The following is a 20,462-nucleotide window of genomic DNA, read 5'->3' on the forward strand; positions in this document are numbered from 1 at the left end:
ATGGTTCAACGCCGACCCAACAACAGACCAACCACCAGGCCGAAACCCGCAGAGATGGCCACGGTTTGCCATGGATGGCCGCCAATGTAGGTTTCGGTGGCGTCGACCGCGGGTTGGGTCCGGTCACGAACACTGGATAACGAGCTTCGGGCCTGCTGGAGTTTCTGGGCGATTTGCCCGCGAAGGGTGTCCGCTTCTTCTCCGACCAGTGAGGCACTGCTTTTCAGCAGTTTTTCCGACTCTTCGATCAGGGCCTGAAGTTCGCTGAAGACCTGATCCTTGATTTGATCATCGGCGACTTGATCGACGGTTTTGCGAGCCATTTGGTGTACTCCTTACAGTGAATGGACAGTGAGCAATGGAGTCTGCCGCCGTGGCAAAAGTTGCAGCCATTTTGCGCGGTGACTCACCCCTGACGAAAAATCCAGCGCAGGACATTTCTTCCTACAGTGTAAGATGTCGCCTATTTTACGCAGCAGGTAATTCCCCATGAGCTTCAATCTGGCCGACAAACCCCTCGCCGAGCGCGCGGCGCTTGAAGATGAAAAATCCCGTCTGTTCGAACTCTGGCAAAACAACCTGGGCAAAGCCAAGGGCGAAGCCGCTCGGTTGTTCGGTGAGCGCGCCAAGCGCAAAGGCAAATGGGCCGAGTGGGTACGCGCCGAACTCGACGGCATGTCGCCGCCGGAATTCGCGAACATGGTGCGCAGTGAAGTCAATCGCTTGATGGCCGCTAAATAAACGCCCCGGAAAAAATCGCGGCAATCGCTTCACGCACTTTCAACACCACCGGATCGAGCTGCGTACTGGTGCGCCAGCCCAGTTCGATCGGGTAACGCGGCAGCGCCAGAGGGCAGGGCAGCAACGCCAGTCCACTGAGGGCGGCGATACTTTGCGCCGCATGGGCCGGAATGGTCGCCACCGCCTGACTGCCCTTGAGCAGATACGGCAACGCGGCAAAGTGGGTGGTCGACGCGCATACCCGTCGACTCAATCCCAACGCGGCGAGGCCTTCATCGGTAATCCCGATAAAACCGCCCGAGGACACCAGAATGTGCTCGCGGGCGACGAACTCATCAAGGCTGAGACTCTGTTGTCCTTCGGCCAGGCTGAGGGGATCCACCAGGCACAGATAACCCCCTTCACCCAGTACTTGGCGGCTGAGCAAACGCTCGGCAAACCCGCCTGCGGTGATCGCCAGATCGATGCTGCGTTCCATCAAGGCCCGGGCGACGATCTGGCTATGGGTCTGGCGAAAGATCAGCCGCAGTTTCGGCGCTCGGTGAGCGATTTCCTCGATCAATCGTCGCCCGTAGGCGATTTCGAAATCATCCGACAAACCCACGGTTACCGAGCGCCCGTCGTAATGATGGGCCGCAGGATCGACCATCGCCAGGCTTTGCCGGCATTTGTTCAGTGCATCACTGACCACCGGTTTCAACTGGTCGGCCTTGAGCGTCGGCGCAAGACCTCGGCCGGTGCGCACGAACAATTGATCGCCATACACCTCTCGCAACCGACGCAACGCCGCGCTGACCGCCGATTGCGTCACGCCAAGACGCAGCGCGGCGCGGCTGGCGCTGGACTCCTCATGCAGCGCTTCGAAGACTTTGAGCAAGTTGAGATCGACGGTGGCGATATTCATTTGGTTCATATCATTCAGCAGTGAGTCGGGCTTTATTCATGATCCTGTGGCGCCAGAGAATGAGCAACACTTCATTCCTGACGGAGCCACCATAATGCCCAAGTCAATCGTTGCTGCCCTGCAAATCGGCGCCTTGCCCGGCGGCAAGGCCGACACCCTCGATCAAATCCTCTCTTGGGAAACCGCCATTATCGAATCCGGCGCGGCGTTGGTGGTCATGCCCGAGGCGTTGCTCGGTGGCTACCCCAAAGGCGAGAGCTTCGGCACGCAACTCGGCTATCGACTGCCGGAAGGTCGTGAAGCGTTTGCCCGGTATTTCGCCAATGCCATCGACGTGCCTGGTACGGAGACCGACGCCTTGGCCGGGTTGTCGGCCCGCACCGGGGCCAACCTGGTGATCGGCGTGATCGAGCGCGCCGGCAGCACCTTGTACTGCACCGCGCTGTATTTCGACCCGCAGGCAGGGCTGGTTGCCAAGCACCGCAAATTGATGCCCACCGGCACCGAGCGACTGATCTGGGGTAAGGGCGATGGCTCGACCTTGCCGGTGATCGACAGCCAGGTCGGGCGGATTGGCGCGGTGGTGTGCTGGGAAAACATGATGCCGTTGCTGCGCACCGCGATGTATGCCAAGGGCGTGGAGGTCTGGTGCGCGCCGACTGTGGACGAGCGCGAGATGTGGCAGGTCAGCATGCGTCACATCGCCCATGAAGGACGCTGCTTTGTGGTCAGTGCCTGTCAGGTTCAGGACTCGCCACAAGCCTTGGGCGTGGACATCGCCAACTGGCCGGCGGAGCGCCCGTTGATTGCCGGCGGCAGCGTGATTGTCGGGCCGATGGGCGACATTCTCGCCGGGCCGCTGCGTGGCGAGGCGGGATTGCTGGCCGCCGAAATCGACACCGATGATCTGATCCGCGCCCGGTACGACTACGACGTGGTCGGGCACTATGCGCGCCCGGACGTGTTTGAGTTGACGGTGGATGAGCGAGCCAAACCGGGCGTGCGGTTCAACACATAATCCGTCGGGGGGTGTGATTGTCGTCTAGTCTCCAGGCGTTCATACCCCCGTCAACGGATGGACTCGCCATGAGTTTGTTACTAGGCCCGATTCTGCAGTTTCGTGGCATCAATAATAATGTCTACAACGTGTCTGCCCTGGTGGTTTCACCCTTGGGCGAGCCACCTCCCACGGTAAAAGTGCCCAAGGGTGTGACTGCCGACACACCCTTGGCCATCGCCGATATCCCGCTGCTCAACCCTAATTCCCGCGTCTGGCGCATCGATTTCAAGGCGGCGCAGGATCAGGCCGTTGCCACCAGTTACACGGTTTCCGTAGACGGTGCGCAGGCCAACTTCGTCGTTCCGGCCAAGGGCCAGTCGCCGCGCATTGCGTATGTGTCGTGCAACGGTTTCTCCGACCCCAAGGAGATGGAGAAGGTAGACCGGAACAACGAGCGTTGGGAGCACATGTGGGGTGCTCACCAGGGCGAGCCCTATCATCTGCTGTTGATGGGCGGCGATCAGGTTTACAGCGACGACATGCGCAGCAGTGTGCCGTCGATGAAAGCATGGTTCGCCAAACCCTTCGCCGACCGGCAAAAGGCTGCTTACACCAAGGTGATCGAAGCCGATYTGGACAAGTTTTTCACCAGGCTCTACCTGGAATGCTGGAAACAGCCCGAGATGGCCAAGGTGTTCGGCGCCATTCCGACGGTGATGATGTGGGATGACCATGACATCATCGATGGCTGGGGTTCCTACGATGAGATATTGCATTCAAGCCCGGTGTTCCAGGGGCTGTTTGCCACAGCCAAACGCTATTTCAGGATTTTCCAGCAGCAACTGATCCAGACGCATCCTCACCTCAAGCCGTCCGCTGATACCCATCCCTGCGCGATTCCCGGCACTGCTGATGGCTTTCACCTGGGGTTCACCGGCCTGGGCGAGTTGGCCTTGCTGGTTCCCGATCTACGCAGCGAACGCGCGCCGGACTTGACCACCCCGCAGGCCCAACAAACCCGGGTTATTTCCCCGGTCAGTTGGGATGCGATTTATGCCTGGCTGGACAAGGTCCCCGCGCACAAGCACCTGTTGCTGATGTCGAGTATTCCGGTGGGTTACCTTGATTTACAGGCGGCCGAAAAGGCGCTGGACGTGATGGTGGGGCAACAGGAGCTCGAGGACGATTTACGCGACCACTGGCGAAGCCTGCCGCACCGCAGTGAACGCAAGCGGTTGATCATGCGGCTGCTGGATTTCGCCAAAGCCCAATCATGCAAGGTCACGCTGGTGTCTGGCGACGTTCATGTGGCCGGGGCCTGTGTGATCGAATCGAAGTTGCCCCGGCATGGCAGCGATGGCGCGGGGAAAATCTACCAATTGATTTCCACCGGCGTCGTGCATCCTGCGCCGCCAGTGTTGGCGGTGCACTTTCTGGAGTCCATCGGTGCGAACCAGGAACAGATCGACTACGGCATCACCGGAACCATGTTGCCTGTTGGCGCGAGGGGGCGTTACCTGATCGCCGCTCGAAACTGGTTGGCGATCGAGCCGGATGAAGGCGGCAACGGCAAGACCCGACTGTGGGCCAACTGGCACGTAGAAGGTCTGAAGCATAGTGTGACGCAGGTGATCGACCCCGTTACATAGCGTTCTGCGGTTCACTTAAGCGATTTCAGCCGCGACGCATTCCTTGTAGCAGCTGCCGAGCTCGCGAGGCTGCGTTCGGCTGCGAAGCAGTCGGTAAATAAGACAATGCGGTGCATCAGATACACCACGGCAGCCGGACTCACGACTGCTTCGCAGCCGAACGCAGCCTCGCAGGCTCGACAGCTGCTACAGATCGCATTACGGCGTAAGTGAACAGAATTACGTTACTAGCGCGTTACCAGGTGCCAGAGATCGAGCCCGGCAGGCTGAGCTTGCCGCTATCGACAAAACGCATGGTGCCGAACGCCCCTCCGGCCAGTTTGCCGTGCAGTACGTAAGGCAGATTGTCCAGTGTCTGCGTCTGACTCAGTCCGAGGGTCTGACGCAGCACCGAGAAGGCCGAAACGCTCACCGGCACCACGATCACTGCTTCGGAGAATCGTGGGATCGAGCCCGACTGATCGCTGACGCCGGAAGCTAGCGGCTGGCCATTAACCTCCAGGTCCAGCGCCACGCCGTTATAGGCGATCGCGGTTTCATTGGGGTTTTGCACGCGCAGTTTTACCGCGAAGCGTACTTCCAGCTCCTGGCTTTGCAGCGGCTCGATACCGACCACGTTGATGTGCAGCGGGTCGCGACTGGGGAACAGGGCGCAGGCGCTCAGGGAGAGCAATAGAAGGGATAGGGACAGGGCTAGCAATCTGCGCATGAACATATTCTCGTAAAGAAAAAGGCCGAACCGCTCAAAGCTCGGCCTTCGAGCATTACGGACGGTTCAACTGTGCGACAGCCACAGGTGACGCGGGTTCACCCTTGGCCGCAACATCCGGGTTCTGCATCACCTGAAGCACCGAGGCTTCCGGGTCGAACTCGTCTTCTTCCAGCTCGATGAACTCTTCGGGCAGGAAGATATTCAGCACGATAGCGCACAACGCACCGACAGTGATCGGCGATTCGAAGATGTTGTGCAGCGCCTTCGGCAGCTCGCGCAAGACTACAAGCCCCCTCGCCACAGGGGTGATCATTCAACGGCAGAGCTTCAAGCAAACGCCGCAAGCAGATCCTCTTCAAAGGCCTTTTGCGCATCCCCCGGCACCTGTGCGCGATGGCGCGCCAGGTGGAACGCCACCTCGAAACTCATATCACCCTGGCGCACGGCACGGAGCAATCCTTTGTCTTCCCAGCTTTGGGCGAAGTGATCGGGCAAATACCCCACGTGCTTGCCGGACAGAATGAAGGCGAGGGTGCCTTCGACCTGCTCGGATCGCGCTGAACAGAGCTTCCCCTGAAACGGCTCATCGCTGCGCAGGAAACGATAGGGGTGATCGACCCGGTCGCAGGCCTGGAGCGCTTGATCGTCAGGTGCGTCATCGGTGAACAGCGGATGCCCGGAGGCGCAGTACAGGTGCTGGGTTTCGGTGAACAGTTCACGGTAGTCAAAAGCACGCTGCGCCTGTGAGAAATAGCCGATCGCCAGGTCCAGCCGTTGTTGCAGCAACAACCGCTCCATYTCGCCGGGCATCGCGCTGATCAACTCGATGCGCACCGATTCGTCACGTTCGCGAAAGCGTCGGATCGCCTCGGCCACCCGTTCCAGCACGGACTGATCAAGCGCTTCGGACAAACCCAGGCGCACTTCGCCGATCAAACGTTCGGCCACACCGTTGGATTGATGGCGGAACGCTTCAATGGATTGGAACAAGGCACGGGTGGCAACGAGCAACTGTTCACCCTTGGGCGTGATCTTGAACCCGCCCTTGCCGCGACTGCACAGGCGATAACCGAGCCGGGTTTCGAGCTTGGCCATCTGCTGGCTGATGCTCGACTGGCTCAGCCCCAGGTCACCCTGGGCCGCGCTGAAGCCTCCGTATTCCACCACGCTGACAAACAGGCGCAGCAGGTGCAGGTCCAGATCATGCAGTTGGCCGAGCATCAAACATTACTCCGCAATAAAGTCAGGATAACTAACTTGGTATTTTTTCAATGTAACCGACGACGCATCCTGCAACCACTTCCTCCAGTCAGGTGTTCGTCATGGCTCCGCTCTTCAAGCTGTGTTTACCCGCGCTGTTCCTCGCCATGGCCGTGCCGGCCCAGGCTGAGGAAAAAGTCCTCAATCTCTACAGTTGGGCCGATTACGTGGCGCCCGAGACCTTGCAGCGCTTCGAAAAGGAAACCGGCATCCACGTGCGCTACGACACGTTCGATACGCCGGAAGTGCTGGAAACCAAACTGCTCACCGGCGGCAGCGGTTACGACGTGGTGGTGCCGTCGTCCAGCGTCCTGGCGCGCGGCCTGGCGGCGGGAGCGCTGAAGGAAATTCCTCACGATGGCCTCAAGGGGTACGCCAACCTCGACCCGGACATGCTGGGAAAACTGGCGGCGGTCGATCCCGGTAATCGCTATGGCGTGCCTTACACCTGGGGCACGCTCGGGCTTGGGATGAATGTTGAAGCGGTAAAACAACGCTTGCCCAACGTACCGCTCAACAGCCTGGACCTGCTGTTCAAGCCCGAATACGCCAGCAAACTRAAAGACTGCGGCATCGCGATTCTCGATTCGCCGCAAGAGGTGATTGGCCTGGCGCTGCATTATTTGGGTAAAGATCCCTACAGCACCGACAAGGCTGATCTGACAGCCGCCGACGCCCTGTTGCGTCAGCTACAGCCGTCGGTGCTCTACGTCGCCACCGGGCGGCAGATCAACGATCTGGCCAATGGCAGCGTTTGCCTGGCACTGACCTACAACGGCGACGCGAGCATGGCCGCCGATCAGGCGCGCAAGGCCAATAAACCGTTCGAGGTGGCTTACCGCATTCCACGTGAAGGCACACTGGTGTGGCAGGACAACCTGGCAATTCCCAAGGACGCGCCGCACCCCGAAGCCGCCCGAGCCTTCGTCGAGTTCATGTTGCGCCCCGAATCCGTCGCTGCACTGACCAATACGCTGTTCTTCGCCACGGCCAATGAGGCGGCGACGCCACTGGTGGATGAGGCGGTGCGCAGCAATCCCGACATCTACCCGCAGGCCGTGGTGCGTGAGCGGCTGTATGCCGACCGCAGCATGAGCCTCAAGGACATGCGTCAGCGCACCCGCCTGTGGACCACTTTCCGTAGCCACCAATAAGCCAACAATAAGGAACACACCCATGGACGTCCCTGCACAGAACGATCAGGCCATGACCCGCGACAGTCTTTATGGGACTGCCGCCGAAAGCACCTACGCCGGTATCACCAGTTTCATGCGCCGGCGCTACAGCCGCGACTTGCGTGGCGTCGACGTGGTGGTCAGCGGCGTGCCGTTCGACACCGCCACCAGCAACCGTTCCGGGGCGCGTTTCGGACCACGCGGCATTCGGGCGGCGTCCACCGGGATCGCCTGGGAACGCCATTGGCCGTGGACGTTCGACCCGTTCGATCACTTGGCGGTGATCGACTACGGCGATTGCGCCTTCGATTACGGCGCGCCGCATTCGGTGCCGGAAAGCATTGAAGCCCACGCCGGGCACATCCTGGATAACGGTTGCGCGATGCTGACCTTCGGCGGCGATCACTTCATCAGTTATCCGCTGCTCAAGGCCCATGCCCGCCAGCACGGCCCGTTGTCATTGATTCACTTCGATGCCCATAGCGACACCTGGCCGGATGAAGAGGGCAAGCGCGTCGATCACGGCACGATGTTCTGGCATGCGGCCAGGGAAGGGCTGGTGGATCCGTCGCGCTCAGTGCAAATCGGTTTGCGCACCACCAATGACGATCATCAGGGCTTTCAGGTGCTGGATGCGCGGCAGGTTCATCGGCAAGGGTGCGAGGCGATTGTCGAGGCGATTCGTGCGCGGGTCGGTGATCACCCGGTGTATTTGACCTTCGACATCGACTGCCTCGACCCAGCCTTCGCGCCCGGCACCGGGACGCCGGTGTGCGGCGGCTTGAGCACGGTGCAGGCGCTGGAGATTCTCGGCGGCTTGCGCGGGATCAACCTGGTGGGGATGGACGTGGTGGAAGTGGCGCCGGCCTACGACCACGCCGACATTACCTCACTGGCTGCGGCGACCCTGGCCATGGAAATGCTGTGTTTGTATGCGGCCAGGCATAAGGTCGATCGGTAACAAGCCAAAATGTGGGAGCGGGCTTGTGTCTGGCGTTTCGCTACTGCCACTTTCTGACAGCAGCCTCTGCTAAGCTCCGGCGACTTCCAGCAAGGAGCCTGCCGACCGTGTCGCGAACCACTCGTTTACTGACCTTGTTACAAGTGCTACGCGGCAAAAGTCGTCCGGTGACTGCCGCGACATTGGCCAGCGAGCTGGAGATTTCCGAACGCACGCTGTACCGCGATATCGCTGAACTCACCGCACTCGGCGCGCCGATTTTTGGCGAGGCGGGGATCGGCTATGTGTTGCGCAGCGGTCTGTTTCTGCCGCCCTTGATGCTCAATGCCGATGAGACCGAAGCCATCGTGCTCGGTTTGCGCTACGTGGATCAGCGGGGCGATGAGGTGTTGAGCAAAGCGGCGGCCGATGCCCTGGCGAAAATCGCCGCGGTGCTCGACCCGACGGCCCAGGACGCCTTGCGCAACCCGACGGTGTTGCCGGGGCCGCCGGGTTATGGCTATCCGCAAAACGCCGTGCCGTTGAATGTGTTTCGCCAGGCCATCCGCGATCAGGCCAAGTTGCATATCGATTACGCAGACGCCAACCAAGTGCCCAGCCAACGGTTGATCTGGCCACTGGCCCTGGGGTTTCTCAATGAGGTGCGGATCATCGTCGCCTGGTGTGAGTTGCGCAGTGCCTATCGCACGTTCCGCACCGACCGGATCTCGGCCGCCAGTGAACAGGGTGAGCGCTATCCGGGGCGGCGCAGCGACCTGTTGCGCACCTGGCGCAAGCAGATGCAACTGGACGAAGCAGGGCGTTTCACTCCTGACAAGAACTGACACTGGCTTGTTTTAGCATGGCTCCAGAAACAACTCACAAGGAGCCGTAAACATGTCCAATCCAGCCTCTTCACTGGCCCCCGCCATTGCCGCCTACATTGCTGCCGCCAATGCTCGCGACACCTCGAGGGTCGCCAGTTTTTTCGCTGAGGATGCCAACGTGTTCGATGAGGGGCAGCATCAGGTCGGCACGCAAGCCATTGCCCAATGGATGCAAGACACTGCGCAACGTTATCAGCCGAGGGTCGAGGTGCTTGACGTTCAACAGCGCACCGGCAAAGTGCTGGTGCACAACCTGATCTCCGGCACTTTTCCCGGCAGCCCGCTGGAACTGCGCTATATGTTCCGCCTCAATGAACAGGGCAAGATCGCCCGGCTGGACATCTCGCTGTAACCACCGGCCTATGTAGCAGCTGTCGAGCACCGCGACGCAGCTGCTACGGCCCGGGCTTGGCGAGCCGCTATAGAGACGTATACTGCCGCGCATGAATGTCGACTCTCCCTTAAGCGCCTGGCAACACGCCATCGAACAGAAGGGCTTCGTCCAGGACGAAGCCCAGGAACATGCCGTGTGGGCGCTGCAAAAATGCCACGAAGCCTTGCAGGAAGGCCGCGCGCCCATCACCGGCGTGTACCTCTGGGGCCCGGTCGGGCGGGGCAAGACCTGGTTGATGGATCAGTTCTATCAAAACCTGCGCGTCCCGGCCCGGCGGCAGCACTTTCACCACTTTATGGGTTGGGTGCATCAGCGCTCCTTCCAGTTGACCGGTACCGCCGACCCGCTGAAGGCCCTGGCCCGCGAGCTGAGCCAGGAAGTGCGGGTGCTGTGTTTCGATGAACTGTTCGTCAACGACATCGGTGACGCGATCATTCTCGGGCGTTTGTTTCAGGTGATGTTCGAGCAAGGCGTGGTGGTGGTCTGTACCTCCAACCAACCGCCGGATCAGCTGTACGCCGATGGCTTCAACCGCGACCGCTTTGTGCCGGCGATTAGCGCGATCAAGCAACACATGCAGGTGATTGCGGTGGACGGTGGAGAAGATCATCGTCTGCACCCCGGCGCCGGCCTGCAGCGTTACTGGGTGAACGTTCCGGGTCAGCCCGGTGCCCTTGGCGACGTGTTCAAGGCCCTGACCGTCGGCCAGACGCTGTCCAGCGATCCGGTGCAGATCGGCTACCGTTCGGTCAATGTCATGCAGGCCAGTCGAACCGTGCTCTGGTGCCGTTACGCCGAGGTCTGCGAGCAGCCTTTTGCCGCCATGGACTTCATGGCCCTGTGCGACACCTTCAGCGCTATTCTGTTGAGTGACGTGCCCAATCTCAGCGCGCAAAAACGCGAAGGGCGCATCGCCCGCGGCACTGAAGACGGTGTCGAGCGGGTGGCGGCGGGGGATCGCGAGTTGCCGCAATTGTCGGTGCATGACGACGGTGTGCGGCGGTTCATTGCCCTGGTGGACGAGTGCTACGACCGCAAGGTGCCGCTGTACCTCGAAGCGCAGGTACCGATGGAGGCGTTGTACACCGAGGGTTATCTGGAATTCCCGTTTCGCCGCACCCTCAGCCGTTTGCAGGAGATGCAGCTAAAACGTTTTGCCGAGGCTTGATGTCCGGGAGAAGGTGCAACGGGGCGAGAGGATCCAGTTGTCGGCACCCCGGCGCTCGCGATAAGGTCGCAGGACCTTTCAGTGCGCAAGAAGCGAACTGGGGCAACTTCATGTGTGATCGAGGGTGGAAATGGAATCCGCAGAAATTCTTGTGCTTCAGGCCAGTTACAGCAACCCGACACATGCCGAGGCGATTTGTCTTGTATTGAACCATTACGCCGAAGACCCGATGGGTGGCGGTAAGTCGTTGCCCACCCATGTGTTGCAACAACTGCCGGGGGAGCTGGCCAAGCGGCCCCATGCCTTCAGTGTATTGGCGTTTGTCGGTGGCGAGCCGGCAGGGCTGGTCAATTGCTTCGAAGGCTTTTCGACCTTTGCCTGTCGGCCATTGGTCAACGTGCACGATGTGGTCGTGGTGTCGAAGTTTCGCGGGTTGGGACTGAGCCAGAAAATGCTGCACAAAGTCGAGGACATCGCACGTCAGCGCGGCTGCTGCAAAATCACCCTGGAAGTGCTGGAGGGCAATCCAGTGGCCCAGGCGTCTTATGGCAAATTCGGTTTTTCACCCGGCATGTTCGACCCGGCGCACGGCCGGATGCTGTTCTGGACCAAAGCGCTTTAGTCCTCCGAGCCATAAAAAAGGGCGTCGATCAGGACGCCCTTAAGTCATTTGTCGGCCCCTCAAAACTACTGCTGAACGACCGCCGGGGTGACAGGCGCGACCTTGGGTTTTATCAGGCTGAAGTCGATCAACGGCCGCAGCTCACGCTCGTAAGGGTTGCCGATCATCAATGGCCGAGGCTTGAAGCTGTCGCTGACCAGGCTTTTGCTGCGGTCCAGTTCATCGAAACTCAGGCCGGCCAGATCCGCCCAGGTGTGAATCAGCTGGGAGCTGCTGTACGGTCGACCCAGATCAGCGGCAAAACTCCAGTCATGGGTTTCGCGCCATTTCGGCGAGGCCCAGGCCATGAATGGAATGGTGTACATCGGTGCGGTCGGCTTGTTCTCGTTGCGGCCCAGGGTGTTGTGGCCAGCGGAGTCGAACACGTCTTCGCCGTGGTCGGAGAGGTACAGCAGGAAGCCGTTCGGATCAGTCTTGGCGTAGTCCTTGATCAGGCTCGAGACCACGAAGTCGTTGTACAGCACCGCGTTGTCATAGCTGTTGTACGTCGGCACCTGATCGTCACGCACGCCGTCCGGCACGCCTTTGCGGTCGGTGAACTTGTTGAACGTCGGCGGGTAACGGTACTGGTAGCTCATGTGCGTGCCGAGCAAATGCACGACGATCAGCTTGCGTGGCGCCGCATCGGCCAGCGCCTTGTTGAACGGCTCGATCACATCGCCGTCGTACTGGGCGGCGTTCTGGTTGCGGTTGTTGTTCAGGTACGCCTGCTCGTCGGCCTGTTCGGAGAAGGTCGTGAGCATGGTGTTGCGCTTGGTCATGGTCTGCTGGTTGGTGATCCAGAAGGTTTTGTAACCCGCCTGTTTCATCATGCTGACCAATGACGGCGTCGTCAGGTAGAGGTCCGGGTTTTCTTCGTCGGCGAACGTCAGCACCTGCTGCAGCGCTTCGATGGTGTAGGGGCGTGGGGTAATGACGTTATTGAAAACCGCCAGTTGGTCCTTGAGCTTATCCAGTTCCGGGGTGGTTTCCCGCGGGTAGCCGTACAGGCTCATGCGCTGACGGTTGGTGGACTCGCCGATCACCAGCACCAGGGTCGCCGGCTGATTGGCCATCGAGTCGGTGAAGTTCTTCAGCGGCGGGATCTTGCTGGCGCTGTCGAGCATGCCTTGCATGCTGCCCAGGGTACCGAGGTAACGGTGATAGGCCACGGCCATCTGCCATGGCACCGCGGGCTCGATGCGGGTTTCGAATTTCTCGAAGCCTTCCGCCAGGCTGCCGGTGTGCGCGGTCTGCTTGATCAGCGGGTAACCGATCACGGCCAGCACAATCGCCGTCGCTGCGATCAGCGCCTGGACGCGTGGCAGGTACACCGGACGCACGCGGGTCCAAAGGAAGTACGCGAATGCAGTGTGGGCGAGGAACGCCAGCACCATCCACCAGGCAAAATACTGCGTCAGGTATTCGCCGGCTTCAGACACGTTCGATTCGAACATGATGAAGATGACGCTCTGGGAAAATTCCTGCTGATAGATGAAGAAATAACCCAGGCTGGCCATCGAACAGGCCCACAGCACCACACCGATCAGCGCGGACATCACACGGGTTTGTTTGGGGAACAACAGCATCGGCGCGAGCCAAATGGCGCTCATCACAAAAGCCTGGCGGAACCCGCTAAAACCGGAGGTGCCAGTCAGTTGAATCAGTAGTTGGGTGATACCGGAGAAATACCAGAAGAACAGAAATAACCAGAGTAATCCTGCCCAATCAAAACCATTCGCAGACGTTTTGCTGCGTTTAAGCAAAGCCATTCAACACTCCAGCCTGATGATCGGCCGTCGGCACTCTCCTTGTCGCAGACGAACGGATGCCGCTCGCAAAGCAAGCAGCCACAAAGGGCCGGAGTATCGCCAAGCAAGTGTGAAAACTTTGTGAGTTGTCGCAGCGGACAGGATTGCAGCGAGTCAGAAACAGCGCTGGGCCGCTTCCGACTCAAGCGAGGAGATCAGGCGTGAGGAGCACGTTGGGTGACGGGCAAGGGCTGAGCCTGATTGCCTTGGGTCAGCAGGCGCAATTGCGCAACTTCCCGCTTCAACTGATCGCGCTCCTCTTTCAACTGGCGCAGTTCATCGCGACGGATCGTGACGTAAAGGGTTTGTGCTGGCAGTGCTGTGTGTACGGTGCCCATTGCTCACCTCGCAAATGGCGGTATCAACTGTAAGTCGACTCCCGAAATCGGGTGCTCACTTACTATCGGCGCCAATTTTGATTTCTTTTGCCCCTGAAGGGAACTTTTTTATTTTTCATGGTCGTTGTGTCTTCGGCACGATTCCCGACGTTATCAGTCTGGATCGGGCACAATGCCCGGAAACTTCATCCCGCCGCTCTGGACTAACCTTCACTAGTCGCGTTGGGCTATAACCTTAGACACACTTTATTTGTAGTAGGGAGCATCAGTACATGCAACTCGGGATTATTGGACTGGGCCGCATGGGCGGTAATATTGCGCGGCGCCTGATGCTCAACGGGCACACCACCGTTGTTTACGACCGCAATACCGCTTTTGTCGATACCCTGGCCGAAGAGGGCGCCACCGGCGTCGCCGACTTGCCAGCCCTGGTCGCTGGCCTGGCCAAGCCGCGCGCGGTGTGGGTCATGCTGCCCGCCGGCGCACCGACCGAAGACACCATCGACACACTGAGCACCTTGCTTGAAGCGGGCGATACCATCATTGATGGCGGCAACACCTTCTATAAGGACGATATCCGTCGGGCCAAAACCCTGTCGGAAAAAGGTCTGCATTACATCGACGTCGGCACCTCCGGCGGCGTCTGGGGCCTGGAACGTGGCTACTGCATGATGATCGGCGGCGATGCCGAGACGGTTAAGCGTCTTGACCCGTTGTTCGAGTCCCTGGCCCCGGGTATGGGCGACATTCCGCGCACCAAGGATCGCAAGTCCGATGACGATCGCGCCGAGCGCGGTTACATCCACGCAGGCCCCGCCGGCGCCGGCCACTTCGTCAAGATGATCCATAACGGCATCGAATACGGAATGATGCAGGCCTTCGCCGAAGGCTTCGACATCCTCAAGACCAAAGCCAGCACCAACCTGCCGGAAGATCAGCGTTTCGACCTGAACGTGGCCGACATCGCCGAAGTCTGGCGTCGTGGCAGCGTGGTCTCGTCCTGGCTGCTTGACCTGACCGCCGATGCGCTGGCGTCCGATCCGAAACTCGACGGCTACTCGGGTGAAGTGGCGGACAGCGGTGAAGGGCGCTGGACCATCGAAGCCGCCATGGAACAAGCGGTGCCGGTACCGGTGCTGTCGAACTCGCTGTTCTCTCGCTACCGTTCGCGCGGGCAAGGCAACTTTGGCGACAAGATTCTCTCGGCCCAGCGCTTCGGCTTCGGCGGCCATGTGGAGACTGCGAAAAAATGACCCACGTGATCCGCAGGAAATCCAAGGCAGAACCCGCACCGCCCACCACGCTGTTTTTGTTCGGTGCCCATGGTGATCTGGTCAAGCGCCTGCTGATGCCGGCGCTGTACAACTTGAGTCGCGATGGTTTGCTGGGGAATGGACTGCGGATCGTCGGCGTTGATCACAACGCCATCAGTGACGAAGCCTTTGCCAAAAAACTCGAAGATTTCATTCGGGCGGAAGTGGCAGCCAAGGTCGGCAAGGGCGATCACGCCCTTGATCCGGCGTTGTGGGCCAAATTGGCCAAACACATCAGCTACGTCCAGGGCGATTTCCTGGATGAGCGCACTTATGACGCGCTGGCGGCGAAAATCGACGCCAGCGGCACCGGCAACGCCATCTTCTACCTTGCTACCGCCCCGCGCTTTTTCAGCGAAGTGGTGCGGCGTCTCGGGGCTGCCGGATTGTTGCAAGAAGCCCCTGAAGCGTTCAGAAGGGTGGTGATCGAAAAGCCTTTCGGCTCGGATCTGTATACCGCCGAAGCCTTGAACGCGTGCTTGCTCAAAGTGATGACGGAAAAGCAGATCTACCGGATCGATCACTATCTGGGCAAGGAAACCGTGCAGAACATTCTGGTCAGCCGGTTCTCCAACAGCCTGTTCGAAGCCTTCTGGAACAACCATTACATCGATCACGTACAAATCACCGCCGCTGAAACCGTCGGCGTGGAAACCCGTGGCAGTTTTTATGAGGTCACCGGCGCCCTGCGGGACATGGTGCCTAATCACCTGTTCCAATTATTGGCGATGGTCGCCATGGAACCACCGGCGGCGTTTGGCGCCGATGCGGTACGTGGCGAGAAGGCCAAAGTCATCGGCGCGATTCGCCCCTGGTCGATCGAGGAAGCGCGAGCCAACTCAGTGCGCGGCCAATACACCGCCGGCGAGATCGATGGCAATCGGTTGCCCGGTTATCGTCAGGAAACCAACGTCGCGCCCGACAGCACCACTGAAACCTATGTCGCGCTCAAAGTGATGATCGACAACTGGCGCTGGGTCGGTGTGCCGTTCTACCTGCGTACCGGCAAGCGCATGAGCGTGCGCGACACCGAGATCGTCATTTGCTTCAAGCCGGCGCCGTATGCGCAGTTCCGTGACACCGAGGTCGAAGAATTGCAGCCGACCTACCTGCGGATCCAGATCCAGCCCAACGAAGGCATGTGGTTCGACCTGCTGGCCAAACGGCCGGGACCGGCGTTGAACATGGCCAATATCGAGCTGGGCTTTGCCTACAAGGATTTCTTTGAAATGCAGCCTTCCACCGGCTACGAAACCTTGATCTACGATTGCCTCACCGGCGATCAGACGCTGTTCCAGCGTGCCGACAACATCGAGAACGGCTGGCGCGTCGTGCAGCCGTTCCTCGACGCCTGGCAGCAGGATGCAACCGTGGAGAGCTATGCGGCCGGCGAAGACGGACCCAAGAACGCTGATGAACTGCTGACCCGCGACGGTCGCGTCTGGCACAGCCTCGGATGAGGGACGTCACGCAACAACCCATCCGTTTTCTGCTCAGTGACATGGACGGCACGTTGTTGCTGCCCGATCACAGCCTCAGCCAGCGCACCATCGATGCCGTTCGCGCCTTGCGTGACGCCGGCGTGCTGTTCAGCCTGGCCACCGGGCGTCCACCTAAAGCCATGTTGCAGCAGATCGAAGCCCTGGGCGTTGATCTGCCGACGGCGGCGTTCAATGGCGGCACCATCGTCAACCCGGATGGCAGTTTGCTGGTGGCGCATTATTTGCCGGCAACCGCAGCGCTGACGGCGTTGGCGCTGTTTGCCGATCAGCCGGACATAGAAGTCTGGGTGTTCAGCGGTGGTGACTGGCTGTTGAAGGACTCGAACGGCCCGATGGTCCCGCGAGAGCAACATGGCCTGGGTTATCCGCCGGTGGTGGTCGAGAGTTTCGAGCCTTGCCTGGCACGCATCGACAAGATCGTCGCTGCCAGCAGCAACACCGAACTGTTGATCGAGCTGGAGGCGCGGTTGCTGCCCAAGGTCGAAGGGCAGGCGCAGGTGTCGCGTTCGCAACCGGTCTATCTGGATGTGACGGCGGTGCAGGCCAACAAGGGCGCGGCACTGGCGACGCTGGCCGAGTTTCTCGGGGTGTCGCTGGAACAGACTGCCGCCATGGGCGACGGCGGCAATGACCCGGCGATGTTTCATCGTGCCGGGCTGTCGATTGCGATGGGGCAGGCGGAAGAGGCGGTGAAGCGTCAGGCCGACGTGGTGACCGGGGCCAATACCGAAGACGGCGCGGCCCAGGCGATCGAGCGATACATCCTGAGTTCAGTCTGAACCGCGTTATCGTTCTTCGCGGGCAAGCCTCGCTCCTACAGGTTTTACACATTCCGTAGGAGCGAGGCTTGCCCGCGAAGGCGTCAGACCTGCCACCTCAAAGCCAATAGCTTACGGCGTACCAGCCAAGAACTCCCATCACCACGGTGTATGGCAGCGCCATCCACACCATCCGCCCGTACGACAGACGAATCAGCGGGGCAATCGCCGAGGTCAGCAGGAACAGGAACGCCGCCTGACCATTAGGCGTCGCCACGCTCGGCAGGTTGGTCCCGGTATTGATCGCAATCGCCAGGGTTTCAAAGTGCTCGCGGCTCATGTGGCCGGAGATGAATGCCTGTTTTACTTCGGTGATGTAAATGGTCGCGACGAACACGTTGTCGCTGATGGCCGACAGCAAGCCGTTGGCAATAAACAGCATGCCCGGCTGTTGGTCCGCCGGCAGCGTCAATACCCACTGGATCAGCGGCGCGAACAGCTGCTGATCGTGAATCACCGCCACCACGGCGAAAAATACCACCAGCAGCGAGGTGAACGGCATGGCGTCCTTGAAGGCGGTGCCGAGGCGGTGTTCGTCAGTGATACCGGTAAACGCGGTGATCAGCACGATCACCATCAAGCCGATCAGGCCGACTTCGGCGATGTGAAACGCCAGCCCGGCAATCAGAATCAGTGCCGCCGCCCCTTGAACCAGCAGCGCAGCGCGCTGACGCGAAGTACGCTCGGCGTTGTCTTCAGCGGCGTAGTTGGCCAGCACCGCACGCACGTTGTCCGGCAGCAGCGTGCCATAACCGAACCAGCGCAGTTTCTCCAGCAGTACGCAGGTCACCAGGCCCGCTGTCAGCACCGGCAACGACACCGGGGCGATCTTCAGAAAGAACTCGGCGAAGTGCCAGCCCATCTCATGGCCGATCAGCAGGTTTTGCGGCTCGCCAACCAGCGTGCAAACGCCACCCAACGCTGTGCCGACCGCGCCGTGCATCAGCAGGCTGCGCAGGAAGGCGCGGAATTGTTCGAGGTCGGCATGGTGCAATGTCGGCAGCTGCCGGTCATCGCCGAACTCACTGTCCTGACGCGGATCGTTGCCCGAGGCGACGCGGTGATACACCGAATAAAACCCCACGGCCGCGCTGATGATGACCGCGGTCACGGTCAATGCATCGAGAAACGCCGAGAGAAACGCTGACAGGAAACAGAACATCAACGCCAGCAGCGCCTTGGAGCGAACTCCCAGCAGCAGGCGCGAGAACAGAAACAGCAGCAGGTCCTTCATGAAGTAGATGCCCGCCACCATGAACATCAGCAGCAGGATCACCGGGAAGTTGTGCACCAGTTCGTCATAGAGCGCCTGGGGCGTGGTCATTTTCAGCAGCAGAGCTTCGATCAGCAGCAACCCGCCGGGCATCAGCGGGTAACACTTGAGCGCCATGGCCAGGGTGAAGATGAACTCCAGCACCAACAACCAGCCGGCCGCCACCGGACCGATCGTCCACAACACCAGGGCGTTGAGAATCAGGAATCCGATAATGCTGGCTTTGTACCAGCGGGGTGAATGCCCAAGAAAATTGTGTGCGAAGGCCTGGGCCATTGAGCCGGACATCGGCTACTCCTTGTATTAAGAAGCGCGCAACTTGCCGTAAGCGGAAGGGAAGATCAAGTGCAGGGAACTAGGGTTGATAGCGGGCGACGACGGCGCGGTAGTTGCCATCCAGTGAATAGCCGCCGACGACGATGCAACCATCGGCCTGCACAGCCAATGAAGTGGCGGTGTCCGGGCCTCGACTCAGGCGTGTGCGGACCCAGCCCATGCCATTGGCGAAGCTGCGATCCAGCGCCCCATTGGGTAAGTAGCGAGCGAGAATGAAATCGCCTTCGAGCCCGCCGCCCGTCGCTCCGACCGTCAGTACACAGTCGTCCGGTTGTATCTGGGCGGCGGTCCACTGGCAGCCGCTGTGGCTGATTTCCAACAGTTGTGGCTGGCCGCTATTGCAATGCATGTCAGGTCGGCCATTGCTGTGAACGTTCAGGGCGAGGCAGTGCATCGGGTCGCGACTGCTGCCAAAACAATGCAAATCACCATTTTCGTGCTGGACGATCTGGCAGACCTGGGCACTCTGACCCCAGGCCTTGAAGGTCATGAAGCCATCCACGGCGAAGCCGTCATCCAACTGGCCATCGGTGTGATAACGCGCCAGCAAACCTTCCTCGGGGAAATTGATCGATCCGCCCACCAGGATTCGGCCGTCATGTTGCACCATCAGACTGTTCAGCCAGGTGTTCATCAATAAGTGCCGGACCATGACAAAGCCACGACCGTTGAAGGTGCTGTCCAGCGAGCCGTCGGCATTGAGCCGAATCAGCATGCCGACGTGATCGGCCAATTCAAAGTGATGATTGGCCAGCAGCAGGATTCGACCATCGTCCTGCACGCAGATATCACAGGCCTCGGTACCCGGCACGCCGGGTGGTAACCAAGCGTCGCGAGCGCCTTCGGAAAGCTTCCCCGGCAGGCGCACCACGCAGCGGCCGTGCTCACCAAAACCCTGTATCGGACAGCCCCGTTGATCAAACATCGCCAGGGCGGGCAGCGTACGATGAGCATTTTCGTAGTGCAGGCCGGCCACCAGAATGTTCCCGTCGGCCAGCACCCGCACTGTGCCCGCCATGGCCTCGTAGCCGTGGGCGAATTGCCCGATGACGCTGCCTTGTTTGCCGAAGGCCAGATCCGCCGAACCATCCTCACGCAGGCGGGCCAGGCCAAAGCGGCTGCCACCTGGCGTGCCGACCTTGGCTGCCGCCAGTATTCGGCCGGTGTGGTCAATCGCCACGCCATTGATCCTGCTGGAAGTACTGCCGGCGAAATACACTTGAGTCTTGCCGCTGCCGGCGAAATGGCTATCGAGTTGCCCGGCGTCTTTCACCGCTGCCGGTATGGCAAAAGCAGTCTGGAGTGACATGCACGCATCTCCTTGCCAGTCGTCCTTGTCCGGGTGCCCGGAGGTTGACTGCATGAGAAGAACATTCAATCCCTGAATGCGATGATGCGCAACTGCCATTACGCTCGGGAGGAGCGGCGTTTTGTGCCAGAACAGTGTCTTCTCGAACCACTGACAAGCCTGCCAAGTAATCTGGCGGCTAGAAGTTGGAAAACGAAAATGGCGTTATGCAGCTGACCGTAGAAACCGTCAACTAAGGAGAAGAAGGGACGCGGATTACCGGGCGGTAATC

Annotated in this window: 20 protein-coding genes and 1 pseudogene; 12 read left to right on the forward strand and 9 right to left on the reverse strand. The window is 60.1% G+C overall.

The features are described 5' to 3' along the window. Window positions 1-5 precede the first annotated feature (5 nt). Window positions 6-323, reverse strand: coding sequence for an ElaB/YgaM/YqjD family protein (locus AC1DIS_RS24425; protein ID WP_018926101.1), 318 nt, complete (start codon window positions 321-323; stop codon window positions 6-8). A gap of 166 nt (window positions 324-489) precedes the next feature. Between AC1DIS_RS24425 and AC1DIS_RS24430 the strand changes: the two genes are divergently transcribed. Next, complete coding sequence (locus tag AC1DIS_RS24430; protein ID WP_007983592.1) at window positions 490-741, forward strand: hypothetical protein; 252 nt, start codon at window positions 490-492, stop codon at window positions 739-741. Here the strand turns inward: AC1DIS_RS24430 and AC1DIS_RS24435 are convergent. Then, window positions 734-1,654: a LysR family transcriptional regulator gene (locus tag AC1DIS_RS24435; RefSeq protein ID WP_477743021.1), complete on the reverse strand. Its 921-nt coding sequence runs from the start codon at window positions 1,652-1,654 to the stop codon at window positions 734-736. The genes AC1DIS_RS24430 and AC1DIS_RS24435 overlap by 8 nt on opposite strands. Before the next feature lie 85 nt (window positions 1,655-1,739). On the opposite strand from AC1DIS_RS24435, the gene AC1DIS_RS24440 reads away from it, so the two are divergent. Together AC1DIS_RS24440 and AC1DIS_RS24445 are read left to right on the forward strand one after the other, a co-directional pair. Then, complete coding sequence (locus tag AC1DIS_RS24440) at window positions 1,740-2,663, forward strand: carbon-nitrogen hydrolase family protein (RefSeq protein WP_018926099.1); 924 nt, start codon at window positions 1,740-1,742, stop codon at window positions 2,661-2,663. A gap of 68 nt (window positions 2,664-2,731) precedes the next feature. Beyond that, window positions 2,732-4,294 (forward strand): alkaline phosphatase D family protein, encoded by a 1,563-nt coding sequence (locus tag AC1DIS_RS24445; RefSeq protein WP_477743022.1) that lies wholly within the window; start codon window positions 2,732-2,734, stop codon window positions 4,292-4,294. 235 nt (window positions 4,295-4,529) lie between these two features. On the opposite strand, the gene AC1DIS_RS24450 is transcribed toward AC1DIS_RS24445, so the two are convergent. The 3 genes and pseudogenes from AC1DIS_RS24450 to AC1DIS_RS24460 form a co-directional block, all read right to left on the reverse strand. Beyond that, a complete protein-coding gene (locus AC1DIS_RS24450) occupies window positions 4,530-5,003 on the reverse strand; it encodes an LEA/WHy family protein (RefSeq protein ID WP_064621286.1) in 474 nt (157 codons plus the stop codon). A gap of 55 nt (window positions 5,004-5,058) precedes the next feature. Further along, window positions 5,059-5,289 (reverse strand): annotated as a pseudogene (locus AC1DIS_RS24455) (xanthine permease XanP); the annotation flags it as partial. Between the two features lie 44 nt (window positions 5,290-5,333). Beyond that, on the reverse strand, window positions 5,334-6,227 hold the full coding sequence (locus AC1DIS_RS24460) for a LysR family transcriptional regulator (RefSeq protein ID WP_477743023.1): 894 nt from the start codon (window positions 6,225-6,227) through the stop codon (window positions 5,334-5,336). 101 nt (window positions 6,228-6,328) lie between these two features. Between AC1DIS_RS24460 and AC1DIS_RS24465 the strand changes: the two genes are divergently transcribed. The 6 genes from AC1DIS_RS24465 to AC1DIS_RS24490 all read left to right on the forward strand — a co-directional run bounded on the left by AC1DIS_RS24465 (window position 6,329) and on the right by AC1DIS_RS24490 (window position 11,452). Then, entirely contained in the window at window positions 6,329-7,420 is a 1,092-nt protein-coding gene (locus AC1DIS_RS24465) for a polyamine ABC transporter substrate-binding protein (protein WP_018926094.1), read from the forward strand. Window positions 7,421-7,442: 22 nt separating this feature from the next. Next, window positions 7,443-8,402 carry an agmatinase gene (speB, locus tag AC1DIS_RS24470; RefSeq protein WP_018926093.1) on the forward strand — a complete coding sequence of 320 codons (960 nt, stop codon included), beginning with the start codon at window positions 7,443-7,445 and terminating at the stop codon, window positions 8,400-8,402. Window positions 8,403-8,509: 107 nt separating this feature from the next. Continuing rightward, on the forward strand, window positions 8,510-9,226 hold the full coding sequence (locus AC1DIS_RS24475; RefSeq protein WP_019579228.1) for a helix-turn-helix transcriptional regulator: 717 nt from the start codon (window positions 8,510-8,512) through the stop codon (window positions 9,224-9,226). A gap of 52 nt (window positions 9,227-9,278) precedes the next feature. Beyond that, window positions 9,279-9,620, forward strand: coding sequence for a nuclear transport factor 2 family protein (locus AC1DIS_RS24480; RefSeq protein ID WP_008010768.1), 342 nt, complete (start codon window positions 9,279-9,281; stop codon window positions 9,618-9,620). A gap of 91 nt (window positions 9,621-9,711) precedes the next feature. Continuing rightward, window positions 9,712-10,830 carry a cell division protein ZapE gene (zapE, locus tag AC1DIS_RS24485; protein WP_064618122.1) on the forward strand — a complete coding sequence of 373 codons (1,119 nt, stop codon included), beginning with the start codon at window positions 9,712-9,714 and terminating at the stop codon, window positions 10,828-10,830. A 130-nt stretch (window positions 10,831-10,960) separates the two neighbouring features. Next, window positions 10,961-11,452, forward strand: coding sequence for a GNAT family N-acetyltransferase (locus AC1DIS_RS24490; protein WP_018926090.1), 492 nt, complete (start codon window positions 10,961-10,963; stop codon window positions 11,450-11,452). A 65-nt stretch (window positions 11,453-11,517) separates the two neighbouring features. Here AC1DIS_RS24490 and AC1DIS_RS24495 read toward each other — a convergent pair whose 3' ends face one another. Then, window positions 11,518-13,263, reverse strand: coding sequence for a phosphoethanolamine transferase CptA (locus AC1DIS_RS24495; protein WP_477743025.1), 1,746 nt, complete (start codon window positions 13,261-13,263; stop codon window positions 11,518-11,520). Window positions 13,264-13,457: 194 nt separating this feature from the next. After that, the gene (locus tag AC1DIS_RS24500) at window positions 13,458-13,640 is read right to left on the reverse strand and encodes a DUF6026 family protein (protein WP_018926088.1); all 183 of its coding nucleotides are present in this window, start codon (window positions 13,638-13,640) and stop codon (window positions 13,458-13,460) included. 272 nt (window positions 13,641-13,912) lie between these two features. Between AC1DIS_RS24500 and gnd the strand changes: the two genes are divergently transcribed. From gnd to AC1DIS_RS24515, 3 genes are read left to right on the forward strand one after another with little or no spacing between them, the layout of a single operon-like run. Beyond that, window positions 13,913-14,893, forward strand: a complete 981-nt coding sequence (gene gnd, locus AC1DIS_RS24505; RefSeq protein WP_018926087.1) for a phosphogluconate dehydrogenase (NAD(+)-dependent, decarboxylating) — start codon at window positions 13,913-13,915, stop codon at window positions 14,891-14,893. Beyond that, entirely contained in the window at window positions 14,890-16,413 is a 1,524-nt protein-coding gene (gene zwf / locus AC1DIS_RS24510) for a glucose-6-phosphate dehydrogenase (protein WP_477743026.1), read from the forward strand. Before gnd ends, zwf begins: the two co-directional genes overlap by 4 nt. Further along, a complete protein-coding gene (locus tag AC1DIS_RS24515; RefSeq protein ID WP_477743027.1) occupies window positions 16,410-17,234 on the forward strand; it encodes an HAD family hydrolase in 825 nt (274 codons plus the stop codon). The genes zwf and AC1DIS_RS24515 overlap by 4 nt, the downstream gene beginning before the upstream one ends. A 97-nt stretch (window positions 17,235-17,331) precedes the next feature. On the opposite strand, the gene nhaB is transcribed toward AC1DIS_RS24515, so the two are convergent. Both nhaB and AC1DIS_RS24525 read right to left on the reverse strand, forming a co-directional pair. Further along, complete coding sequence (nhaB, locus tag AC1DIS_RS24520) at window positions 17,332-18,834, reverse strand: sodium/proton antiporter NhaB (RefSeq protein ID WP_018926084.1); 1,503 nt, start codon at window positions 18,832-18,834, stop codon at window positions 17,332-17,334. 67 nt (window positions 18,835-18,901) lie between these two features. Then, complete coding sequence (locus tag AC1DIS_RS24525) at window positions 18,902-20,191, reverse strand: hypothetical protein (protein ID WP_477743028.1); 1,290 nt, start codon at window positions 20,189-20,191, stop codon at window positions 18,902-18,904. Window positions 20,192-20,462 lie beyond the last annotated feature (271 nt).

It is taken from the genome of Pseudomonas sp. 05N433 (assembly GCF_056396925.1).